Annotated in this window: 18 protein-coding genes; 9 read left to right on the top strand and 9 right to left on the bottom strand. The window is 37.4% G+C overall.

Translation table 11 applies throughout. The annotated features are described in order from the left end of the window. Position 1: 1 nt before the first annotated feature. The 3 genes from Q9M50_13675 (at position 2) to Q9M50_13665 (ending at position 3216) form a co-directional block, all read left to right on the top strand. Positions 2-325, top strand: coding sequence for an iron-sulfur cluster assembly accessory protein (locus Q9M50_13675; GenBank protein MDQ7091664.1), 324 nt, complete (start codon positions 2-4; stop codon positions 323-325). Between the two features lie 53 nt (positions 326-378). Next, positions 379-729: a HopJ type III effector protein gene (locus Q9M50_13670; protein MDQ7091663.1), complete on the top strand. Its 351-nt coding sequence runs from the start codon at positions 379-381 to the stop codon at positions 727-729. Between the two features lie 435 nt (positions 730-1164). Beyond that, the gene (locus tag Q9M50_13665) at positions 1165-3216 is read left to right on the top strand and encodes a DUF748 domain-containing protein (GenBank protein ID MDQ7091662.1); all 2052 of its coding nucleotides are present in this window, start codon (positions 1165-1167) and stop codon (positions 3214-3216) included. Here Q9M50_13665 and Q9M50_13660 read toward each other — a convergent pair. The 5 genes from Q9M50_13660 to Q9M50_13640 all read right to left on the bottom strand — a co-directional run bounded on the left by Q9M50_13660 (position 3174) and on the right by Q9M50_13640 (position 9810). Further along, positions 3174-4121, bottom strand: coding sequence for a diguanylate cyclase (locus tag Q9M50_13660; protein ID MDQ7091661.1), 948 nt, complete (start codon positions 4119-4121; stop codon positions 3174-3176). The two genes, Q9M50_13665 and Q9M50_13660, sit on opposite strands and share 43 nt — an antisense overlap. Continuing rightward, positions 4114-7071 (bottom strand): response regulator, encoded by a 2958-nt coding sequence (locus tag Q9M50_13655; GenBank protein ID MDQ7091660.1) that lies wholly within the window; start codon positions 7069-7071, stop codon positions 4114-4116. Before Q9M50_13655 ends, Q9M50_13660 begins: the two co-directional genes overlap by 8 nt. Beyond that, positions 7055-7609, bottom strand: coding sequence for a YfiR family protein (locus tag Q9M50_13650; GenBank protein MDQ7091659.1), 555 nt, complete (start codon positions 7607-7609; stop codon positions 7055-7057). The genes Q9M50_13655 and Q9M50_13650 overlap by 17 nt, the downstream gene beginning before the upstream one ends. After that, positions 7597-8649: a hypothetical protein gene (locus tag Q9M50_13645; GenBank protein ID MDQ7091658.1), complete on the bottom strand. Its 1053-nt coding sequence runs from the start codon at positions 8647-8649 to the stop codon at positions 7597-7599. Before Q9M50_13645 ends, Q9M50_13650 begins: the two co-directional genes overlap by 13 nt. 465 nt (positions 8650-9114) lie before the next feature. Next, complete coding sequence (locus Q9M50_13640) at positions 9115-9810, bottom strand: restriction endonuclease (protein ID MDQ7091657.1); 696 nt, start codon at positions 9808-9810, stop codon at positions 9115-9117. Between the two features lie 430 nt (positions 9811-10240). On the opposite strand from Q9M50_13640, the gene Q9M50_13635 reads away from it, so the two are divergent. The 3 genes from Q9M50_13635 (at position 10241) to Q9M50_13625 (ending at position 17506) form a co-directional block, all read left to right on the top strand. Beyond that, a complete protein-coding gene (locus tag Q9M50_13635; protein ID MDQ7091656.1) occupies positions 10241-10735 on the top strand; it encodes a chemotaxis protein CheW in 495 nt (164 codons plus the stop codon). Between the two features lie 245 nt (positions 10736-10980). Next, a complete protein-coding gene (locus Q9M50_13630; GenBank protein ID MDQ7091655.1) occupies positions 10981-12774 on the top strand; it encodes a methyl-accepting chemotaxis protein in 1794 nt (597 codons plus the stop codon). A 7-nt stretch (positions 12775-12781) separates the two neighbouring features. Continuing rightward, the gene (locus Q9M50_13625) at positions 12782-17506 is read left to right on the top strand and encodes a response regulator (GenBank protein MDQ7091654.1); all 4725 of its coding nucleotides are present in this window, start codon (positions 12782-12784) and stop codon (positions 17504-17506) included. Here Q9M50_13625 and Q9M50_13620 read toward each other — a convergent pair. The 4 genes from Q9M50_13620 to Q9M50_13605 form a co-directional block, all read right to left on the bottom strand. Then, entirely contained in the window at positions 17503-18333 is an 831-nt protein-coding gene (locus tag Q9M50_13620; GenBank protein MDQ7091653.1) for a hypothetical protein, read from the bottom strand. The genes Q9M50_13625 and Q9M50_13620 overlap by 4 nt on opposite strands. A gap of 80 nt (positions 18334-18413) precedes the next feature. Next, positions 18414-19364 carry a GHMP kinase gene (locus tag Q9M50_13615; GenBank protein ID MDQ7091652.1) on the bottom strand — a complete coding sequence of 317 codons (951 nt, stop codon included), beginning with the start codon at positions 19362-19364 and terminating at the stop codon, positions 18414-18416. Positions 19365-19400: 36 nt separating this feature from the next. Continuing rightward, on the bottom strand, positions 19401-20096 hold the full coding sequence (locus tag Q9M50_13610) for an HAD family phosphatase (protein ID MDQ7091651.1): 696 nt from the start codon (positions 20094-20096) through the stop codon (positions 19401-19403). Between the two features lie 6 nt (positions 20097-20102). Further along, positions 20103-20984 (bottom strand): DNA/RNA non-specific endonuclease, encoded by an 882-nt coding sequence (locus Q9M50_13605; protein MDQ7091650.1) that lies wholly within the window; start codon positions 20982-20984, stop codon positions 20103-20105. Between the two features lie 60 nt (positions 20985-21044). On the opposite strand from Q9M50_13605, the gene Q9M50_13600 reads away from it, so the two are divergent. From Q9M50_13600 to Q9M50_13590, 3 genes are read left to right on the top strand one after another with little or no spacing between them, the layout of a single operon-like run. Next, positions 21045-21356, top strand: coding sequence for a hypothetical protein (locus Q9M50_13600; protein ID MDQ7091649.1), 312 nt, complete (start codon positions 21045-21047; stop codon positions 21354-21356). 6 nt (positions 21357-21362) lie between these two features. Further along, on the top strand, positions 21363-22211 hold the full coding sequence (locus Q9M50_13595) for an ATPase (protein ID MDQ7091648.1): 849 nt from the start codon (positions 21363-21365) through the stop codon (positions 22209-22211). A 5-nt stretch (positions 22212-22216) separates the two neighbouring features. Further along, complete coding sequence (locus Q9M50_13590; GenBank protein MDQ7091647.1) at positions 22217-23296, top strand: homoserine O-succinyltransferase; 1080 nt, start codon at positions 22217-22219, stop codon at positions 23294-23296. Positions 23297-23556 lie beyond the last annotated feature (260 nt).

The following is a 23556-nucleotide window of genomic DNA, read 5'->3' as shown; positions in this document are numbered from 1 at the left end:
TATGGCAATTACATTAACTAAAAATGCTGCAAAGCAAATTAATAAACAATTAATCAAACGTGGCAAAGGGGTCGGTCTTAAGCTGGGTGTGAAAAAATCGGGTTGCTCAGGATTTGCTTATGTTTTAGCGTATGCGGATGAAATGGCCATAGATGACTCTGTTTTTGAGCAGTTTGATGCAAAAATTGTGGTTAAAAAGACCGATTTAGCTTTTTTAGAGGGGACTGAATTAGACTATCGTCGTGAAGGAATTAATGAGGCTTTTCAATTCAACAATCCTAATGTAACAGGAACGTGCGGGTGTGGTGAAAGCTTTGCGGTTTAATGGATTTAAAGACCAATGACCTTATTTTTACTTTTTATCTTAGAGAAACCTGAATGACGTTAAATGATTTTATTGAAACCTTAAAAAACAACCCGTCGATTTTGTTTAGTGAAACAATGGCGGTTATTGAGACTCATTATCGGTATCACCCCACGGAATTTAGTAACGGTTTGGGGGATGATAAAATTTTAAATACCGCTGGAACTAATGAGGGGTCTTGTAAATTATTTTCTTTTGCTCGCCTTCATCAATTAAATCAACAGCAAACCCTTCATCTTTTTGGCGAATATTACCAAGGCGTGTTGGCAACACCTGAAGGTTCGGATCACTCGAATATTAGAAATTTTATTAATTATGGTTGGGATGGTATTACGTTTCAAGCCACGGCCTTAGAATTACGTTAAGTGGAATAGACTTCTTTCATTAAAATAGAGGAACTCAAACTATGTTTATTTTGGGTTCCGATGCGTAGACTATTAACGTAAAATGGGACAAGTTGAGGTTAAGCTGTTCGTGCTGAGCTTGTCGAGGTATGACGACGGCTGTCGCTATCTCGTGTCGCCTCCGTTTCACTCTCCATGGCTCTCAGCGGTTGGTAGCCGATGCGTAGATCCACTTTAATGCGTTTTTCTTTATAGGCCGCTTAACTTATTAGCTATTCTTATTTAGTTTTCACACGATCATTAAGAAGGGAGCTACTTTAAAAAGTGGGGTAAACACGCTCAATTGTCGTTTTTTCATAAAATATTTTTCAACAAATTGTATAATAAACCTAATTTTAGGCTTTCGTATTTTTAGGTGTTGATAAAATTTTTGTTATGAATAAAGAAACTTAGATGATGGCTAACTATATTTTTTTACTTTTAATAGTATTTATTACGCCAACCGCTTATGCACTGGATTCAATCACCTTAAAATTAGAACAGTTAACACTGCAAAAATGGCAATTAAACGGCGTAGAAATAAAGTTAAAGGCCTTAAAAAAACAGAAGCAGCAGCTTGTTTTATCCATAAAAAAAATGCGTTTACCCAAACCCTTTGACGATTTAAAGTTGGTTGATATTCGTTGTCAGCAATTTACATGGGGGAATAATGCCATTCACTGTCAACAGGGTAAAGCCTCCCTTAAATCTAAGCGTTTTAGATCCCCTCAGTTTAATTTTTCTTTTCTTATCAGTGAGCCTAAAGCTGAATTTACCCTGAGTCAATTAAAATTATTAGGCGGGCGATTTGATTTACACGCGACTGCAAAATTAGATAAATGGGATGTAAGTCTACAGGCTAAAAAGGTTGCCTTAAACTTACTTCAACCTTTTTTATCTTCTCACCTTAAACTGTCTAAAGGTTCCGTGAGCTTTAACCTGAAAGCAAAAGGAATCGGTAATCAGTCGCGTAAATTGAAGGCTAAGGTTGCAATTAATCAGTTATCATTGCAAACAAAGGATGGTAAAAAAGCAACGGAAGCGTTTACGTTGGTAACAACGGTTGATTTAAATCAACAGCAAACAAATTGGTTTTGGCAACAACACAGTATTTTTAAAAGTGGAAATATTTATATTGAACCGTTGTATTTAGAAAATAAAAATACGAAGATTAGTTTAAAAAGTCAGGGCGTGTTTAATACCACGAATCAACAAATAGCGATTAATCAACTTAATTTTACCCATCCTGACGTGGGCTTTATCGAAAGCTATGCAAAAATTAAATTAAAACCTAAATTTGAGCTTGAGCTTGTTGATGCTCATGCTCAGATTGAAAGTTTACAGCAGTTTTCAGTGATTTATTTGAACTCAATAACCGAAACAACCTCATTAGAAGGACTTAGTTTAGAGGGAAATGTGGATGCGACAATAAAAATAAAGGATAACCAGCCTGATAACGGTTATTTAATTGCTAATTATTTGCAGCTTAACGATCTTAAAAAACGGTTTAATTTAAAAGATGGGGCGATGATACTTAAGTGGTCAAAAGATGAGAATTTTAAAGAGGATTCTATGGTGAGTTGGCGACAACTTGATTTGTTTTCCATCCCTTTTTCACGCACTTATTTCACGTTACTGTTAAAAAATAAACAAATTAGTTTATTAAAGGCATTTGATGTTCCTCTGTTAGGGGGGAAGATAAAAATTAAAACCTTTGATTGGAAGGCGGTGGAAGATAAGAGTCCTAAAGTTGTGTTTTCGGGGGCTATTGAGGCCATTTCTTTGGAAGAACTGACTAAAGCATTAGCGGTTAAATCACTTTCTGGGGATATTAGTGGGGATATTCCAGGGGTTCAATTTGAAGCAGGAAAATTGAATTTAGACGGGGGATTACAGATTAATTTATTTGAGGGTGAAATTAATATAAAAGAATTAATGCTTTCAGGGTTAGGGTCAGATTTTTCACAGTTTAACAGTACGATAGAAATAAAAAATTTAGATTTAGAATTGATGACTGATAAATTTGAGTTTGGTGGGATGAAGGGTCGGCTTTCGGGGGGAATTCGTGATTTGAAGATGGAAAACTGGAAGCCGATAACGTTTTATGCGTGGCTTGGCACTGAGGATGATGGTTCTAAACATCAAATTAGTCAAAAAGCGGTTGAAAATATTGCGAGTATTGGTGGAGGGGGTGCAGTTGATTTTGTTTCAAGAATGATTCTTGGTCTATTTGATAATTTCGATTATGAACAAATGGGCTTAGGGTGTTATTTAAACAACGGGATCTGTCAGTTAATGGGGGTCGAAGCGGCGGGTGAACGCGGGTATTATATTGTTAAGGGCGGTGGGTTGCCTCGTATTGATGTCATGGGGTATGAAACCCAAGTCGATTGGGACGAGTTATGGAAACGCCTTAGTCGGATTTCTCAATCTGATAATATCGTAGTTGAAGATCCTACGCTGGAATAGTCATTCATATTAGCGGTTATGACACAATTACGACCTTCTTTTTTGGCCTGATAGAGGGCATTGTCAACTGTCGTCATAAACTCAGAGGATGATTTGTCAGCGGTTGGTTGAATCGTTGAACAGCCTAAGCTTATGGTGACGATAGAATCTACTTGAGAATCTGCATGGGGAATTTTCAAGGCTTTTATCGCATCACACAAATTGATAGCTATCGCTTCGGTTTCTTTTTTTGAGGTGGTCGGTAAAATACACACAAATTCTTCGCCACCGTAGCGTGCTAATAAACTCGAGGATTGAGGCAGTAAATTTGCCATTGCCATCGCCACTTTTTTTAAGCACGTATCCCCAATAGCATGACCGTAACAATCGTTAAAGGTTTTAAAGTAATCAATATCAATCATAATAACCCCTAATGTGTGTTGTTGCGTTTGCATTAATTGCCACTCGTGTAACAAACTTTCATCAAAACAACGCCGATTAGCAATCCCTGTGAGTCCATCCATATTGCTTTGTTGCTGTAATAAATCCCGTATATGTTTTAATTCCAAGTGATTAAAAATTCGGGTTTTAACAATCGCGGTATTAATGGGTTTAGTAATATAATCAATGGCCCCACATTTTAACCCAGCGGCCTCATCCTCATCATCCGACAATGAGCTAATAAAAATAACAGGAATATTTTTTGTCAGTGTATTTTTTTTTAATAATTCACAGGTTTGATAGCCACTTTGTTCAGGCATGACCGCATCCAGTAAGATTAAATCAGGTTGTTGCTGTTTGGCTAATTCAATCGCCTTTTTTCCATCTAATGCGAACAATAAAGCATAGTCTGCTTCAAGAATGTTCATTAATAACTTTACATTCAATGGGTCGTCATCAACGACTAAGATCGTACTTCTAATCATTAAGAACCTCTTCGTGTTTAAATGAGCCATTCATTTTATTCAGCCATTCGTAAGCTTGTTGATAATTTAATTGATTAATCGCTAATTCAATTTTTTGTACACTCTCTTTTTGTTCGGGGGTTTGGGCGAGTTGGGCTAAATTTTTACAATCTTGCTTTGCAGAATAGCTATGAATAAGTAAGTTAGTGGCTAATTGAGATAAAACTTCATCAATTTCAAAGGATTCAGTATTTTCCACTTGATCCACACGTATTTCATTAACAGGTAATTGATGAGCTTCTTTTTGAATAAGCGCCATAATAGAGTCCGTTTCTTGCATAAGATCAGTAAAAAGAACTAAGAGATCTTGCTTTTTTGCCATACTCATTATTTTTTTCTCAATCTCAGTTGCATGATCAAAAATAACTTGAAAGCCAAGATTCCCCGCAGTTCCTTTGAGTCGGTGTAATAAAAGCATGGCCGATTGATATTGATTTTCAACAATTAATTCTTTAATCTGTTTTACCGTATAGTGGTGTTCTCGATAAAAATCATTTAAAAGTTCGTGATATAAATCGTATTCCATGTGAAGCTTAATCGCATTTTTTTGTAAAATATTATTCGTATTATTAAAGGATTTTTCATCGTGGTTTTCCGTTATTTCATCGGTATTTTGATGTTGTTTTTCGGGAACCCACTGCGTTATTAATTTAATAAGGTCGTGTAGTTTGACGGGTTTTTGCAAATAGCCATCCATTCCCGCATTAATACACTTTTCTTCTTCACCTGCTAGAACATTGGCCGTCATCGCAATTACGGTTAAATGAGAGCGTAATAAACCATCTTCTTTATTTTCTTCTTTCCTAATGGCTTGGGTGGCTAAATAACCATCCATAACAGGCATGTGGCAATCCATAAAAATTAGGTCATAATGATGTTGTTTAATCATGGTTAACGCTTCTTTGCCGTTATCACAGACATCCGCTGTAACATTTAATTTTTGTAAAAAATTACGCGCCACTTTTTGATTGACATGGTTATCATCCACGAGAAGAACATGGGCATTAAAACTTGGAAGAATAATGGCTTTTTCGGTTGAAATGAGCGTTTTTTGAGGTAATAATAATTTACTGAGGCTTTTGAAGAGTGAGGTTTGGCGTACAGGTTTCATCAAACTCGCATTAACATTTTGAGCCATAACAGAGCTTGTTGTTGAACCTAACATTAAAATAGGAAGATCGGTATAAAAAAGGTGACTACGAATTTTATTAACTAATTGAAAGCCATCGATCTCAGGCATTTGAGAATCAATAATGGCCGCATCAAAAGGGCATTCGGTATTATTATTCAGAAAATCTAAAGCAAGAGTTGCATGGCTGTAACTTTTGTAAGTAATGCCCCAATTTTGACAATAATATTCTAAAATAAGACGACTGGTTTTATTATCATCCACAATTAAGATATTTTTATGGTTAATCGAGTCGTGATTAGAGCTATTAAAGTCAGAGGTTTTTACGGACAGTTGAAACCAAAAAGTGGCACCTTCCCCCGCTTCACTATCCACATGAATACTGCCATGCATTAATTCGACGAGTTGTTTACAAATAGATAATCCAAGCCCCGTCCCTCCAAATTGACGGGTTGTAGAGACATCAACTTGACTAAAGGCATTAAAAAGCTTATGTTGCTGTTCGGGGCTAATCCCTATCCCTGTGTCACTTACAGCAAATTTAAGAGTGATGGTCTCTTTACTATCACTTTTAAGAAGTGAAACGTTGAGGCCGACTTCACCGACTGAGGTGAATTTAATTGAATTACTAATTAAGTTTAATAAAATTTGTCTTAAACGCGTGGGGTCACTGATAATGATGGAAGGCACATCAGAATGCACCAAGCAGGTTAATTCAATGCCTTTATTATGAGCCTTATCGGCTAATAATGCGGTGACATCTTCGCATAAAGGTAACAGCTCCATGTCAATCGTTTCAATTTCTAAACAGCCTGCTTCAATTTTTGAAAAATCAAGGACATCATCAATAACATTAAGCAGAGCTGAGGCTGAATTACGGGCTGTTCTTGCAAAATCTTGTTGTTCATCTTGTAATAGGGTGTCATCGAGTAACTCTAACATTCCTAAAACGCCATTCATTGACGTGCGTATTTCATGACTCATTTTAGCTAAAAAATTGCCTTTGGCTTCAGACGCATCAATGGCTTCTTGACGAGCAATGGCTAATTCACGGTTATTTTGTTGTAAAATTCGGTCGCGGGATTCAATTTCCCCCATCATGTGATTGAATCCATCAATAAGGGTGCCGACTTCATCCTGTCCTGTTTTATGTGCGCGTTTACTAAAATCACGTGTTTGGGTTACTTTTCGAGTAATGCGCGTTAATTTAATGATGGGTGTTGTAATTAATCGTTGCAATCGTACTGAAAAAAGCATGGCTAAGACAAGAACACTAACCGCGATAATCACTAAGATATAAATCAATTTTATCGTGACTGCATCTAATCGACTTAAATCAGATTCAATATGAATGCCCCCTATTTTTTCGTTATCTATTTTAATAAACTGATTAATACGAATACTTTTATCACTGACGGTGATGCTAGGGCTGGGTAAATGATGGGGGGGAATCTCATTTGAACCTTGGCGAATATAATGAGAGAGGAGCTGATTATCCGCTTTATAGAGTGCAACGGTAATAATACTGGGGTCACTGCGTAAATTCGCTAACATTTTTGCCGCGCCTATTTCGTCTTCAAACATCACCGCGGCTGAACTATTCATGGCCGTTAATTCAGTGAAAATCGCCATGTCCTCTTGTAAGCGTTCAAGAAAAAGTTGCCGGCCTCCATAGATAATAGCAATACTTGCACATAGTAAGGCGGTGGCGGTAATACTTGTAATAAGTAACAGCAGTTTTTGACTAATAGAACAATGAATTTTCTTAATTTTTAATGACATGATGCGCGAGTGATAATAATTGAAAACCGATGTTTAACTGACTGGCTTTAGCCGATAATAGACTAATCGAAAAAATGAGTCGGTTATTATGATTTCCTAATTCTATGATTCCTCCTTGAGATGCAAATCCTGCTTGTTCACTAATCGTTAAGGTGGCTTTATGCGTAAATTTTTTTAGTATTTCGGTAAAGTCACTTTCTTTAGCATTGAGAAATAAAACATGACAATCTTCTTTAAAATTTTCGTTATCCATTAAATGTAAACGAATTGGCTTATTTTGAATAGTACGTTTCGTCAGTGGTTCAAAAGCGGAATCATAGTGTTGTAAACAAACATTAAAGGTTTTTTTGTTTTTTATTAATCCAGCATCCCATTCGACGAATTTAATAAATTTATAAATAGCCCCCGCAATAACTTTTTGTTTTTGTGTGGTTTTATAATTTTCGGCAATACTTTCAATAGAGCCTGTTGCAAATAACATCATTGATAACAAGACCATCAAAAAACGCATTGTTAGTTTTCTCGTTAGAATGTCCATTGCCACCCCGCCGATACCTTCCAGTCCATTTCCATTTGTGGCCCATCGAGTGATTGATAAATAGGCAAGCCGATTTCAAGCCCTAAGTGTTGACCTTTTAACACACCTTGCGGTGCATACAGTTCAACGGCTAAGAGTAAATCTATTTGTTTTCCACCTCGAATATTAGGATTTGCTGTAGGAACCATTCTTGGGTTTAATTCGGGATCGGCTCCTTTGATGCTTCCCCACCACTGACCATTGACACGTAGCGAAGTGCTAACCCAATTTTGCCAAATTCTAGAAACCCATAAAGAGCTGTCTAATTTATCCCCTAAACGATAGTGATTGCTATTTTTTCCCGTTCTAACGGTTCCTATCATTTGAGCGCCCCAGCCCCAATCACGCGTGAGTCCTGCATAGCTAATGCCAGGTAAAAAATCAAAGGTTCCCGAACCTAATTGCATGGGATAAGGGAGCTTTTGATCTGTTCCCATGGGAGTGTCATCGTGTTTATTGATGGATCCTGTTGGCAGACTTAAGCCCCCTTTAAGACTAATAATATGTTGATCCCATTTCGTCCGAAAGGCAACGGCATTAAGCATCAGCTTGAGATCCCCTAATCCTTCTGATTTGGTGGTGAATTGTTTGCCCATTCGATTAACATGCGTCATAGAGATACGCTGATAAGGAATCATTGCCATCAGTGTTAAGTCATCTGTGGGGGCATACATTAAGGATGCCATGTGCATTTCCATTTCCATAGACGTTGGAGCAATTCTATATTTTTTTAAAATATCCGCATTACTAACTTGTTGCTCACCCGATAAATTACCTTGCATTCCCATGTGCATGAAACGATAGCCTACCATCCATTCATTTTTTTTATGAATGTGTGCCTCTAAAATATTAACCGCATTGACATCTAAAGGGATGGCTAGAATTTCTTCTAAACTGGTATCTAAAAAATTTTCTTCATCGTCGTTAGCTGAGGCAGAGATAATAAGCGAGAAAAAAACACTAGAAATCCATACCACCTTCCTAACATGCAACTTACGCATTTAATTTTTCCTAATAAGGTGACATACAATGCAAGTAATTTTAACAAATCTAGTAAAAAATAAGTATGTGGCATATTGCCACGCGACAATATGCCGCTAATAATGGCATATATATTGATTGTTAAATATGGTTTGTTTTAAAAAACATTGAGTTAATAAGGGGGATGAAAATGGGGGGTGTTATTATTGTGTTATATAGCTTAGTAAAATAGGGCATATAACATTAAGTGATAAGAGGAGGTCGTTTTTATTTTTAATCATCATGGATATTTACAATACCTTCGCCAAACATATAGAGTAAGTTGAGGTATCCTTTTAATAATTTATAACTAATTGATTTTATTGGATATAAAGCATTAAAATTTGGAGTGTTTTGGCTCAAAATTCAAATTGGCGAAGGTATTGCTATAAAAAATAATTTTTTAAGCACAATCAGGTTAATGTATCGATAAAAATTTTCATTTATTACTGTCGAATATTAATCACACTCCGACATCTTGGAAAATCACAACAGCCCCAAAATTTACGTCCGATATTTTCGCCTTTTTTACTGACTCGCATCACCATCTTTTTATCACATCGCGCACACGTCGGTATGGTGTAATCCCCTTTTGTGGCAATCGTTATTAACTGTGCTTGCTGATTTTCCGCGAGCTTACTTATTCGGTTAATGAACTCATTACCATCCACGAGTAAAATTTTTTTATCATGACAAAACGCAATAGCATCCAGTGTAAAGGCCGACGTTGTAAAAAAAATACCTTTTTCTACCTGCTCGCTTGCCATTACCCCAAATAACTCCCTAACTAAGTTGACACTTATTTTTCGACTCCACGCCTTACATTGAGCGATACCAATCAATTGATGCTTTGAGTTGGTAATTGTAATATCAATTCCACCATCGGCTCCCATTGATGTCGGTTTTGCATTACAATTTTTTATCAGCAAGTATTCAATGCATAAATTTTCGTAATTTTTCCAATCAATCGTAAGTAAAAAAGACGTTGTTAATTTAAGCGTATTTTGTTCATTCTGTTTAAAATGGGTATTTTCATAAAAAGTCTCTTTTTTTATATTAACGGTTTCTTCGAGGGAAATTAAAAAATTAGCCAAAATTGATAATAAGCCATTTTTATTTTTTTTACGGTGATACTTACTCATTATTATCTCCATTATTTGATTAGCTCTTAAATTAAGGGGGGCGTAACTAAAAAATAGTTAAATTAGACGTATTAAATAATAACGCTAATTATAGGGGATGAAAAGGCGATAAAGACTCAGTTTATCATAAATTATTTCTATGATTCAATACGGTATTTTTAAATAATGGCGTGTTTTATTTGGCGTGGAAACCGAACAGACGACCGCCGAGGTTTAAAAAAACTCGGAAATCGACCTAATCTAACGAAGTACCCTGCCGTAGGAGGCTTTGTTTAGCGATCTTACGGTATTTTATTGTGATTACTAGCACGGTTTCACATTATTTTTTAAAAAATATGAAAATTTAGCGGTAATTATTTATACTGTTTTGGCGTGAAAAAATATGTGACGATATTTGACATAAAAAATTAGACTATTTTGGAATAAACTGATGGAATTAAAAGGGAAGCTTGCGGATTTATCGTTGGTCGAGTTACTAAACAAGGCCAATGTTAATGAAAAAAATTTACGTTATGGGTTTCAAATAGGGCATTTAAACCTTATTTATGATGGAAATATAGCCTGTGAATTACTTAAAGGAAGTTCCATTTATAGTGTGCCTAATACGCCTAAATGGATGTTAGGATTAATTAATTTACGCGGTAATGTTGTCCCTGCTTTTGACCTTGAAAATTATTTTGACTTTAACCCGCTAGACGATAAACACCAGTTACTCTTAGTTTTAGGTAAGGGAGAAAAAGCGGTTGCCTTTCGAATTAAACAATATCCTGAACTCCTTAATGATTTAACGAAAGAAGCAATTATTCCAACGTTAATCCCTAAAATAGCCCCTTATATTTTAGGGGCTTATAAAGGGGAAAAAATATGGCTAGAATTTAATAAAGAACGGTTTTTTTCTGTCTTAGGTAAAATAATATGTGATTAAATAATGAAATTTGTCATGACTCGTTTTTTTGGAAGCACAGTCTTTAGTCAGATAACGGTGTAATATATAAACGCTATCAGCAGGGGTTTAATCGCTTAAGTAATAGATTCTGAGATGTGAGGCCTGCATCTTATCGTCTCTTTTTAGGGGGCGATCCAACTGGACGAAATTTTTTTCTTGACTCGTTAGCTTAAATTTCCTTAATAAGAATTAAGTAACAAAAATTATAATTAGGAATAATGTGAATGAATATTTTTCAAACAATCGAAGAAAGGTTTCTTAATATAAAAATTGCGTATAAATTTTTAATTTTATTACTGGTTTTTAGTGTGGGTTTAACCGTGATTGGGGTCGCTTTTCAGTCAGCACTTACTATGGCTGAGAAAACGCAAAAAAATGTTGCTCAGGAATCTATTATTTCTAAGTCATTAGCGCATATTCAATTTGAAATTTTAACCGCGATGTTTTATGAAAATAATTTTAGACAATTTAATCAACCTATAAAACGGGAATCGTTTAAAAAAAGTTTGCAAGAAGCACGTAATGAATTGGAATCATTAACGTTATTGTTTAAAAAAGATGCGGATACTCAGTTGATTATTCGACTTAGAAGTGTACTCGATCGCTACGAAATTTTTTTTGCAAGGCAAGTGCAATCGTCAATAGAAAGTGATAATACCGAAGTAAATGCAATCATGGATCAGCTTAAGTTGGAATTATTCAATTTATTAACCTTAAAGACGAATTATGATAGTGATGTAAAAATACAATTTGAACAGACTTATTCCAATATTAAAATTACTTTTTGGGTCACGATGGGGATTGTCTTTTTTATGCTGATTAGTATTTTATGGTGGACGGTTATTTTGGCGATGGTCCGACCTATTTCTGAATTACAATCGGTAATTAATAGTATTGCAGCGGGAAATTTAGGGGCGCGGGTGAATGCCATTAATAATGATGAGGTAGGGCATTTAGCCAATAGCTTTGATTCATTATTTGATGAGCGAGTGACCTCATTAGCTAAAACAGAATATGACCATCAGCGTTTAAATGCCTCCATTGTTGTATTGTTACGCGCCGTATCAGATTTAAGTCAAAAAGACTTAACCATAAAAGTACCTGTTGCCGAAGATATGACAGGGGCGGTTTCGGATTCAATTAATTTATTATCCCAAGAAATGGGGCGAACGTTAAAAGGGGTGGCGGATATTTCTGAGCGGGTAAATATTACCTCGGAGGAAGTTAAACAACAAGCCGCCGATGTGATGATTTATGCGAATAACCAACGCCAAGAAATTGAAGCGACCTTAAGCGAATTAAATACGGTGGTGAAAATGATGATTAAAATTGCTAAATTTTCACAAATCACCAATAAAGAATCTGAAAAAACAATGCTGAGTACGGAATCAGCCGTTGGGGCGGTGAGTGAAACGGTTGTCAGTATTAATGGTATTCGTGATATTGTTCGGGAAACGGAAAAAAGGATTAAACGGCTAGGCGAACGTTCGCAAGAAATTACCGTTGTGGTGAATATTATTAATACGATTGCGGAAAGAACTCATGTTTTATCCTTAAATGCAGGAATGCAGGCAGCGGCTGCGGGGGATGCGGGTAAGGGGTTTATGGTGGTTGCCAATGAGGTGCAACGATTGGCTGAAAGTTCACATGAGGCCACTGAAAAAATTGCAACGTTGGTTAAAAATATTCAAGTGGATACCTCGGATACGATGAAAACGATGAATTCAGTGATTACTCAAGTGGTGGATTGTATTCGTCAGGCCGAAGATGCGGGGGAACGGATGAAAGAAAGTCGAGCAACAACGGAATCATTGGTTTCAGCAGTGAAAAAAATATCCGTGGCAACGGTGGCACAATTGGATATTGGGGAAAGTCTAAAGGAACATGCGGAAACGATTCAATTAAGTACGATTAAAGCCAATGAGCAACTTCAGCAGCAAAGTAAGTTATCGGATGATTTAGTCCAAAATGCGCAAGAGTTGATTGTTAAAGTGAATGTTTTCAAGCTTCCTGAGTAATCCTCAAATGATAACCGACGAAGTGACTTATCCCTTGCTGTTCGCGACTGTTTTGAGTCAAACAGAGCGTCTATTAGATTCAAAAAAAGTAATGGCCCTTGAGTTAGAAAATTATTTAGTCAGTTGGCAATCTATGATTGAATTTGCTGGAGAACGGGCTGATTTTGCGATACAAGATGTTTTATTGTTGTTTTTAGAAAGCTGTGAGCAAGCTTTCGTTGTTGATGAAAAAATAGCGATGGAATGGGGGGCATTATTAAATAAATGGAACAGGTTAGTTGAAAATTATTTCAAGCAGCCCGCAAACCCTCAAGTGGTTAGTCAGTTAATTCATTGTTTAGATGCCTCATTGTTTGAAGCCGCGTTGTCAATGGATGATGAAGCCATGTTACTGGCAAGTTTTGAATTAACCCCGATAGATTATGAGGTTTTAGATGAGGCAAATTTAGCTAATTATGATAAGGCCCTATTATCAAAGATGATTGAGCTGCAATTTAAAGAATCCAATGTGTATTTGAAATTAGCGATTGATGAAAAAATTGCAGGCAATCAGCGAGAATTCATTGAAAATATACAGTTTTATGGTCAAAATTGGCAACAAATCGCTCTTATTCTTAAAAAGGAAAAAAAACACGCTGAACTATTAGTTTGTGTTGAAACCTTTATAGGTCGGTTAACCTCCGCATTTGAGTTGGAATATGATTTAACGGCTAAACAAGTCGAGCAGTTAAATAAATGGCAACTATTATTTTCAGAGTTATTTACGGTTCATGATGAATTTCAATCGGTTAAGGTCTTGGTGGATTACCTTAATCAATCTGCTTGGGATGAAACAGATCGTGTTGATGATAAACAATTAGAAGAAAATTTTAATGAGGCGTTAGCTGAATTAGAATCGGACTCGGTTGTAGGGGAGGTGTGTGATCTCAACATAGAAAGTTCACTTTCGCCTGCGTTTAGTCAAGCTACTGAGGTCAGTATTTGGGAGCAAATGAGGCCTATTTTTAAACAGGCGGTTGCTGAATTGAAAGTAATGGTGGATTGTCAAATTACGAATGATAGCGAAACGTTTAATCTTAGACGCGAGGCTTACACAGATGATTGGCAGCAAATTTGTTTGCATTTGGAATCAACGCCAGAAGGCTTAGGGCTTTCAAAGCTCATTTTAGTTTTTATTACGATGAGTTCGCAAACCTTTGAAAATTTGGAAGGAAAACAGCTAATTTTGCTGAATCAATGGCATTCTTTAATTGAGACCTATTTAATAACTGAGGATCGTTTTGAGATAGCGGTTTTATTAATGGACTGTTTGCGTGATGCAAATTGGGCTAATCCACTGGGTGAAAAAGAAGCTGAAAGTCTTTTAGCGGGTTTTGATACGCATCAAGGGGAATTCGCTTCCGAGGCGATGCGTTCGTATCATCCCATCTGGGATAAAATTAAGGGCTATTTTGAGGATGCCCAGCGTTACCATCATCAATTAAACGAGGTGACGAGTGTTGATGATTTACAAAAAACAACCGATTTTTTACAGAGCTATACCGATTGCTGGTTATCCATAGGCGAGGTGATTAACGAGGGTGAGACGGATGATTTATTAATTCTTAGCGATAGTTGTTTTTTATTTGCGGACAGTTGTCAGCAATGGGTAGATGCAGAGGCATTATTAACCATTGAACAGGGTGAACTATTAAAGGAATGGCTGTTTTTATTTAAAATGTATTTACATGAGGTCACTCAAAAACAAAGTTTACTGTCGTTGATTGGGGTATTAGAAAATAAATTATGGCAATCCCCCTTGTCGGCGGATGATAAAAATATGTTTGTTAGTTTTATCATGGAGGACGGTGAAATAGGGGATATTTCAAAGGAAGAAAAGGCGAGTCCAGAGGCGGTGTTAATTGAGGAGCCTGTCCACATAGAGATAGAGCCGATGATTATTCGTGCGGATTTAATTCAGATGATTAGTGATGAATTTGTGGGGTTAGTTAAAAATTTATCCCCTGCACTGATGGATTTATCGGATGCCTTGGCGTTTAAATCAAGCTTGAAAGCCCATTATTTAAAATTTGAGTACTTAGGTCGGGCCTGCCAAACCATTGGCTTACAGGGCTTAACCACGGTTTTTGAACGGGTATTTATCAACATAAGCAATCCGTGTGAACAGAATGGTCTCTTTAATGAAAATGAGCGACTATTATTTAGCGAGTGCTTATTGCTTATTCAAGTCTATATTACGGATATTAAGGATAAAAGTAACGCACTCAATTTAGTTAAGCATTTGCAGGCCCCTAGCTGGCCATCCCCGTTAAGTCCATTACACACAGACGCTTTAGTTAATCAGCTTTTAGCGGTTACTTTAGCCGCTCAAAGCGTAAGTGATAATTCTCGTAAAACGACAGTAAATGACGATGATATTTCGTTAAAATTATCGAAGGAGTTTAATCAGGAATTATTTGATTCATTGTTACAGGAATTACCGATTTTAACGGCTAATTTTTCTACGGTTATTCAAAAAATTATTTCCACCGACCCTTCTGTTGAACACTTATTAGAGGCTCAACGCATTGCACATACGTTAAAAGGCTCAGGAAATATTGTTGGAATGACAGGAATTTCGGTTCTGACTCATCATTTAGAAGAAATTTTAGCGTATTTAACTGAAAAACAGCAGTTTCCAACGAAAGCATTGGCGGTTTCTTTATTAGAGGCGGCGGATTGTTTGGAGATGATGTGTGAGGTTATTCTTGCAGGGGATGACCACGCGCCTGATGAGGCGAGGTTGGTTTTACAGTCTATTCTTGATTGGTCGAATACTTTAGCGACCGACGGTTTGTCGGATACCGTCACGGTTCAAACGCTGCCTGAGTCTGAGGCTAAATCTAAGTTAACTCATGATCCAAAACCAGTCAAAAAAGGGGAGCCTGTTGCGATGACACGCGTTCCCAGTAAATTGGTCGATAAATTATTGAGAATAACAGGGGAGAGCGGTATTCTAAGAGAGCAATTTAAAGCACGGGTTAATCATTTCTCCGAAGAGCTTAAGGCCTTAAATCAATTAACTTGCTCAATGCAGACGTTAATGTCGGAATTAGAACAAGCGGTTAATCTTCAAACACAAACCCGTCATTCGATCAAAAAAATTAACCCTGAATTTGATTCCTTAGAAATGGAGCAATATAACGAACTGCATACCGCAGCAGGTCGTTTATATGAAGTCGCAACCGATATACGCAACGTTAATGTCAATATGGATGAGGAAGTGAGTAATCTCAAATATTTGATGATGGACGCTGAAATGATTCAAAAAGAAAATCAAGAAATCGTGCAAAATATTCGTATGGTGCCTGCCAGTACGATTGCCTCCCGCTGTCATCGGGTTGTAAGGCAAGCCTGTCGAATGACCGAGAAAGAGGTGGAATTAACGATTAAAGGCGATGAGGTTCTCATCGACAGTGAAATCCTTAATGGGATGATTGAACCTTTGATGCACTTATTACGGAATTCGGTCGATCATGGCATTGAGTCAAAACAGATTCGCCAGCAAACCAATAAATGTGAACAAGGGCGGATAACGTTAGAATTTTCTCGTCAAGGGAATTATGTTGTTATTCATTGTAAAGATGATGGTAATGGACTTTCTAATGAAAATATACTCAAAACAGCGATTAAAAAATCGTTAATTACGGCGGATCAAGCCTTAACCGAGGCTGAAATTCACAAACTTATTTTGATGCCTGGTTTTTCTACGCGTATAAATGCCACACAAGTCTCTGGGCGAGGGATAGGAATGGATGTGGTGCAAACAAAAATTTCAGGATTGCAAGGACAAATGAGTTTAACCTCGCGTAAAGGCGAAGGCTTAACGATTGAAATTGCTATTCCTCAAACCCTCTCGTCAATGCTTTCATTATTAGTGCGCTGTGGGGGGCGAAATATGGCGATTTCTAATCGCGGGTTACAGAAAATTCATCATCCCAATGACTATGAGTTAATTGAAAATGAGGGGGAAGAACTCAAATGTCAAGTGGATGAAGAGCAATACCCCGTCTACTATTTTGGCACCTTATTAGGCATTTCAAATTTTAATAATAAGACGACTGAAAAAAAGCCCGCTTTACGCATTAGCGATGAAATTGGAAAAACCTATTTTGTTTTTGTGGATGAATTATTAGGGTATCGTGATTTGTTAGTTAAAAAGATGGGATGCTATATTTCACATATTCAAGGGATTACAGGGGCTTCTATTTTAGGTAATGGTGAAGTGGTTCCCGTGGTCGATTTAGTTGAAATGCTTCATCATTCTGCAAAATATGATTTTTTATTGGCGGAAGGTAAAGAAATGATGGAACAGGTCAGGGAGTTGCCGATGGCTTTAGTGGTGGATGATTCCTTAAGTGCGCGGTGCGCGGTTGAAACGTTATTAAAAGATTTAGGATTTAACGTGAGGACGGCCATTGATGGGTTGGATGCGATTAAAGAGATAGAAAATAAAGTCCCTGATATTATGGTGGTGGACTTAGAAATGCCTCGAATGAATGGGATTGAGCTAACGGCTCATTTAAAAGGCAGTGAAGAAACTAAGGCAATTCCTATTATCATGATTACCTCTCGGATGACCGATAAACATCGTAAACAGGCAGAAACCGCAGGAGTTGCCTCATTTATGACTAAACCTTTTTCTGAGGAAGAATTAGTGACGAATGTCAGTCAGTTAATGGTTAAGGTTTAAAGCGTTCTCTTTAATTTTAAAATAACCGCAGGCGTTAATCCTGTTATTTTAGTTATAATTGTTATCTCAAAATCTTCTTGCAACATCGACATCGCCATTGATAATTTTTCAGCTAATTTTCCTTTTTGAATCCCTTGTTCCTCACCGAGCTTTAAATTTTCTGCCCGTTGTGTTTGTTTAAGTTTCTCAAGATGATATTCATCAATTAATTGAGTCTCTTCTTCGGCTGAAATATTTTCTTGGTCAATGGTTGAAATGAGGGTTTGAATTTCGGGAAGTGGATAGCGAGTTTCATCAATTTGCCCATCTAATGAATCTTCAATAACCTCTAACCATTGGTTTAAGGGTTTAGGGGTTTTTGCATTCGTATAGCGTGGGCATAAAAACACAATTTTATGCGCAATGGCTTTAATATAATGCCCCGATAAATCACAGGGATCAAAATGCGTTACGAGGACATCTTTTTTATACTTATCACTTGAGGTTAAGACCACAATAGTATAGACGCTCAGGTTAAGATGATAATTAGTTGATTTTTGAATTTTGGCTAATAACTCAATACCGTGATAATACATAAAGCGTTCATAATGGTCACTGTGATTTTCATGTTGAATATTAACAATCACGCGGTTTTTTTTATCTTCACCATATAAGTCAATGCGAGGTTGAACCTTTCCTGCTTGAATATCAAATGTTTTTTTAGTTCCGACATGATCTATTTCTAAATGAAGACCTAAAGTATCGTGTACAAATTGGGTGAAAACAGCCACATTACTAAAGGCTTTCTCAAAAATAACCCCATAACGGAGTGAAGCCACTTCAATCATAAAAAATTCCTCGGCTTAATGGATTTTATGTAAGTTAAGAATAAAAAATAGAAAACTCATTTCGGAATTCTATATTGTTATTAGGTTAATTGAATTTTAGCGGCCTTGTTTTGGGTGCGTGTCATTTGAAAAGAAAGGTTATTTTCTGTATTACGTTTTTCGAGTTCACGGATTAAAGCTTGGGCGGTATTTTTACCTTTAATCGCACAGAAACCTGTCGGTCCCCATGAGGTTTGTCCAATCGCCACCGCCCCTTGTTGTTGTAACCATGCCATTGCCGCTGCAACCTCGGAACTGGTGAAAACACCGCCTTGTGCGGTGGAAAAATGTTGGCCAACCGAGTGTTGTAATTGGCTAATCACATCACCGAAGAGTTCAAGATTATTTTCAGCAACGGCGGGAAGCCCCTGCATCAATAATAAATAGCATAAACGGGCGGCTTCTTGTTGTGGAAAAGGCGGTAATTCTTTAAAGGCTTGAATTTCTTGTTGGCCATGTAAGCCTTGTCCGCGCTTATCAAAGACCAATAAAAAATACCAATCATCAGGAAGCGAGAGTTGAGAAATAACAGGCGGCGTTTGGGTGTTTTCACCGCGCCCACCATCGACAACTAAACCGCCGCGCTCAAAAACACCAATTCCAATCCCCGAACGCGCCCCGCGATCACTTAAGGTGGCAATATCACGGACACTGAGGTTTAGCGTATAAAAATGGTTTAAAGCCGAACCGATGGCTAATGCAAGTTGGGTTCCTGAGCCTAAACCCACATGTTCAGGGATGGAGGATTCAAAATTAAGGTGTAATTTATCGGAGACCTTGAGGACATTGCAAAAATGTTTTAACGTCTTTTCACTGCGGGGTGGCGCGCATCCACTGAGAGTGAACTGTTCCGCTGCCGTCAGGGTTAAATGCGTATTGATTTCATTCAGTGCGACACCAATGCTGCCAAAATGCCGTCCTAATGAGCCGCTTAAATCCATGAACCCCATGTGTAAGCGGGCGGGTGCAATGACAGAAACTTTGTTAATCAAGAGATCATCCAAATAGGGTTACGAAAGTAGTAAAAATTATACAGTAAGGCTTTTATTTTTGGGTAGATTTGCCAAGATAATTTTTGAAACCTGCGTTAGGTTATCAAAAATAATGTCAGAATGTATTAATAGGTCTTTGGCTAAGAGTGTTTGTGAAGGAATAAGCAGGGGAGATGCTCCTGCATCATAAGCCGCTTGAATGCCAATTAATGAATCTTCCAATACTAAGCATTGATTAATCGGTTGCTGTAACGAGTCGGCGGCTTTGAGAAAAAGATCAGGGGCAGGTTTGCCTCGATTGACATGGTCACGCGCAATGATTGTGGTAAAGACCCCATCGAGACCTGCAAACGTAAGGCATTCACGCGCATTGAACTCAGGACTGTTGGTTGCAATACAATAGGGAATCGCCTGTTTTTTAATGATTTTGAGTAAGGTCGATAAGCCCGCTTTTTTATCAATCCCGTTTTGTTTTACATGCGCGTACCAATACTCCCCACTTAAAGTTTGAAAGCATTTTAAATCAAACTCCCGCCCCCAATAATCGGCTAAACGTTGGTAAGCTTGATTTCCCGCTAATCCTGATAAAGACAAACAAAACGGTTCATCTAATTGATAGCCCATCGCCTTGGCCGCTTGTTGCCATGCCAGTAAGTAAGTCCTTTCGGTATCAAGGACTAAACCATCCAAATCGAAAATAAGGGCTGAAAAAGGCGGGATTTTTTGAGTCATGATTATTTAATTATTTTTTTTATTACGCGTAAGCGGCCAGTTTTTACGGTTAATTTCGGCTTCTAATTTATTTTCTAATGAATCCTCTAGTTCATGAAAAAAATCTAACCCTGTTGCGGCCTCAATAGTATCAATACTGACTACAAATTGAGTTAAGGGTTCATTGCCTTTCACGGTTTGAGGGACTAAAAAGGCTAGAAACTTAGGGTTTCCTTGTTTTGATTGAATGGCAAATATTTTATAAAATGCATCAGGAATCACAACGGTTGATGCGTTGTTTAAATAGGTTTTAGAGTCTTTAAAAATGGGGCCTGTGGTAACCCAAACACCATCGGAAAGTTGAGTAAAATAATTAACGCCCGTGGATTCTAATCGTCGCCAAAGGTTACGGTTTAAATTAGGTTTTTGCGGGGTAATATTGGTCATTATAAAGGTTTCTAACTGGGCATTTTTACCGTATAGCTTACTAATGGCATTATTCGGAGCCATGTGGCCACGATCATAACCGCTATGGGTGTAATCCTTATGAGTGACGGTTTTAATACCTCGCCAATCCGATTTAAATCGAGAGGGTCTTTTTAGGGATTTAGTTTTTTTATCAAGGGCTTTAATTTTATAAGTAACCCAGAGCGGATTCCCTTGAATATCGGAGTAACCGACTAAAAAAGCATCACTGCGTAACGTGCGTGACCATGTGGACGGTGATAGCCAACTTTGCGCCTGTGGAACGCCTTGAAAATTTAAGGCAGGACGCGCAATAAAAACTTCATAACCGTACCATCCTGCGGGGAAAAGTAAAAAAAACAACAACATCGACGGATGTTTAATCACCAGCTTGATAATAAAGAATAAGACCGATAAAAAAAATTTATGATTAATGCTTGCCATAGCTTCCTCAAATTGTATAAATTGGTCAGGTTAGATTAACTCAACTAAGAAGGTGTCGCAATGGCAACGATTACAGACCCAGTCATTGGAAACTGGTATAAAGACGTAGAAAACAATTTAAATTTTACCGTAGTGGCCATAGATAAGGACAATGACAGTATTGATGTTCAGTACTTAAATGGCGAAATTGGCAGCTATGATAAAGAAAGTTGGTATACGTCAACGTTTGATTATATTGAAGCCCCAGAAGATTGGAGTGCGCCTTATGGTCATTTAGAAACCGATGATTTAGGGTATTCAGACCCCGATACGCATTTTGATTCCAGTAGTGATGATATGAATCTTGCGGACATGTTAGATCGAACGGGGTAATTACGAATGCGGATGACAGCCGAGAAATTTTTAAACTGGGAAACTAAGCGGATTACGTTATTAGCCATGTCGGGCGCAGGGAAAACCACGCTGGCTAATAAACTCCCTAAAGATAAATGGTTTCATTATTCAGGGGATTATCGCATTGGGACGCACTATTTAAGTGAGTTTATTTTAGATAATATTAAACGCCAAGCGATGGATATTCCTTTTTTACGGAAATTATTATTATCGGATTCCATTTATATTCGCAATAATATTACCGTTGATAACCTTGCGGCGGTCTCGTGTTTCTTAGGAAAATTAGGGAATACCCACGAGGGAGGATTACCGCTCGCCGATTTTAAGACTCGACAAAAATTGCATTTAGACGCTGAAATTAAAGCGATGTTAGATGTCCCTGCATTTATTCAAAAGGCGAATGATATTTATGGGTATCGTTGTTTTCTTAATGATGCGGGGGGGAGTGTTTGTGAGCTAGATTCGACTGAAGTTTTAGAGACGTTGGCAGAAAATAGTCTTATTATTTATATTAAAATTCCAGATAGCCTAGAAAACACCATTATTGAACGGGCAAAAAGTGATCCTAAACCGCTCTATTATCGAGACTCTTTTTTAGACATCCATTTAGAAAAATTCATGGCGATTCATGGCTATACGGATTCTGAACAAATTTCACCTGATGAATTTGTTACTTGGGTATTTCCTTGTTTGTTTAAATCACGATTACCCCGTTATGAAGCCATTGCTGAACAATATGGTTATACCTTAGACGCTGATGAGGTGGCTAAGGTTGCAAATGAAGCGGATTTTATTCACTTGATTGCGACGGCAATCACCCAGCAAACGAGTTAAAATTTATGCCTTTAGTCGCGCATACCGAGTTACCGACCTTTAAGCGTCTTGCCGAAGAAGGAGAAAACGTGTTACCTGCGGATAGAGCAGGGCATCAAGATATTCGAGAATTACACATTGGAATTCTTAATATGATGCCTGATGGGGCTTTAGAAGCCACAGAACGTCAATTTATGCGCCTAGTTGGAGCTTGTAATCAAATTGCTCAGTTTCATATTCATTTATTTACCATTGACGGTTTAGTGCATAGTGTTGAAATGCAAGCGCATATTGAACAGCATTATGAAACGTTCACTCAAATTAAGCGGGAGGGTTTGGATGCCTTGATTATTAGTGGGGCTAATGTGACACAGGCTAATTTAGATGAGGAAGCGTTTTGGCAACCCTTAACCGAGGTGTTTGAATGGGCAAAAAATAATGTGACTTCCACCTTATGTTCTTGTTTAGCGACTCATGCATTAATTCAATATTGTCATGGAATTAAGCGCACTCCGTTGCCGAGTAAACGTTGGGGAGTTTTTTCACATAAAGTGATTAATCGAACCTATCCTATTCATCCTTTAATGGCAGAAAGTAATACCCGATTTGATGTTCCGCATTCACGTTTTAATGAAGTTTTTGAAGTGGATATGCTTAATCATGGGATCAAGGTTTTAGTTAAGAGTGAAGAGGCGGGGGTTCATTTAGCGGTCAGTTGTGATGGGTTTAGGATTGTCTATTTTCAAGGACACCCTGAATATGATGATATTAGTTTATTGAAAGAATATAAACGTGAGGTATTGTTATATTTTAGAAATGAGCGGGATGGTTATCCACCGCTCCCGAAAAATTATTTTTGTGAGGCGGTTGCCCATAAATTTGATAGTTATCAGGAGGAGGTGATGTTCGCTAAACAACAGCAACAGTCTTTTCCTGTATTTCCTGAAGCGGAGGTTTTGGCTTATATTGATAATACTTGGCGAGATACGGCAAAATCGGTTTTTAATAATTGGTTAGGGACGGTGTATCAAATAACGAATCAGGATCGCCGTCTTCCGTTTATGGCTGGGATAGATAAAAATAACCCGTTAGGCTTGGATGATTGATTTAGGGCGTTGTCTCGCAGTTGGATGCTATTTAAAACGTTAAGTTAGGGTTAATACCTTCGCCAATTTGAATTTTGAGCTAAAATATTCCAACACCTAATATTTTAGTTGTAATAAAATCAACCAGTTACAAATTTTTAAAATGAATTTTCAACTTAATCTATATGTTTGGCGAAGGTATTGATTGGCGTAAGTAGGTTTTTCATCTATTCGGTATATTCTTGAAGGGTCTTTATATCGACGAGTACTCCCGTTTGCGC

This window comes from Methylococcales bacterium, assembly GCA_030949405.1.
In the GTDB taxonomy this organism is placed as follows: Bacteria; Pseudomonadota; Gammaproteobacteria; order Methylococcales; family Methylomonadaceae; genus WTBX01.
This window is presented reverse-complemented; position numbering and strand designations above follow the sequence as displayed.

What these genes read in the sequence shown, in the direction of transcription:
- Q9M50_13675 (MDQ7091664.1), top strand. Translation starts at nt 2, where the DNA reads ATGGCAATTACATTAACTAAAAATGCTGCAAAGCAAATTAATAAACAA.
- Q9M50_13670 (MDQ7091663.1), top strand. Translation starts at nt 379, where the DNA reads ATGACGTTAAATGATTTTATTGAAACCTTAAAAAACAACCCGTCGATT.
- Q9M50_13665 (MDQ7091662.1), top strand. Translation starts at nt 1,165, where the DNA reads ATGGCTAACTATATTTTTTTACTTTTAATAGTATTTATTACGCCAACC.
- Q9M50_13660 (MDQ7091661.1), bottom strand. Translation starts at nt 4,121, where the DNA reads ATGATTAGAAGTACGATCTTAGTCGTTGATGACGACCCATTGAATGTA.
- Q9M50_13655 (MDQ7091660.1), bottom strand. Translation starts at nt 7,071, where the DNA reads ATGTCATTAAAAATTAAGAAAATTCATTGTTCTATTAGTCAAAAACTG.
- Q9M50_13650 (MDQ7091659.1), bottom strand. Translation starts at nt 7,609, where the DNA reads ATGGACATTCTAACGAGAAAACTAACAATGCGTTTTTTGATGGTCTTG.
- Q9M50_13645 (MDQ7091658.1), bottom strand. Translation starts at nt 8,649, where the DNA reads ATGCGTAAGTTGCATGTTAGGAAGGTGGTATGGATTTCTAGTGTTTTT.
- Q9M50_13640 (MDQ7091657.1), bottom strand. Translation starts at nt 9,810, where the DNA reads ATGAGTAAGTATCACCGTAAAAAAAATAAAAATGGCTTATTATCAATT.
- Q9M50_13635 (MDQ7091656.1), top strand. Translation starts at nt 10,241, where the DNA reads ATGGAATTAAAAGGGAAGCTTGCGGATTTATCGTTGGTCGAGTTACTA.
- Q9M50_13630 (MDQ7091655.1), top strand. Translation starts at nt 10,981, where the DNA reads ATGAATATTTTTCAAACAATCGAAGAAAGGTTTCTTAATATAAAAATT.
- Q9M50_13625 (MDQ7091654.1), top strand. Translation starts at nt 12,782, where the DNA reads ATGATAACCGACGAAGTGACTTATCCCTTGCTGTTCGCGACTGTTTTG.
- Q9M50_13620 (MDQ7091653.1), bottom strand. Translation starts at nt 18,333, where the DNA reads ATGATTGAAGTGGCTTCACTCCGTTATGGGGTTATTTTTGAGAAAGCC.
- Q9M50_13610 (MDQ7091651.1), bottom strand. Translation starts at nt 20,096, where the DNA reads ATGACTCAAAAAATCCCGCCTTTTTCAGCCCTTATTTTCGATTTGGAT.
- Q9M50_13605 (MDQ7091650.1), bottom strand. Translation starts at nt 20,984, where the DNA reads ATGGCAAGCATTAATCATAAATTTTTTTTATCGGTCTTATTCTTTATT.
- Q9M50_13600 (MDQ7091649.1), top strand. Translation starts at nt 21,045, where the DNA reads ATGGCAACGATTACAGACCCAGTCATTGGAAACTGGTATAAAGACGTA.
- Q9M50_13595 (MDQ7091648.1), top strand. Translation starts at nt 21,363, where the DNA reads ATGCGGATGACAGCCGAGAAATTTTTAAACTGGGAAACTAAGCGGATT.
- Q9M50_13590 (MDQ7091647.1), top strand. Translation starts at nt 22,217, where the DNA reads ATGCCTTTAGTCGCGCATACCGAGTTACCGACCTTTAAGCGTCTTGCC.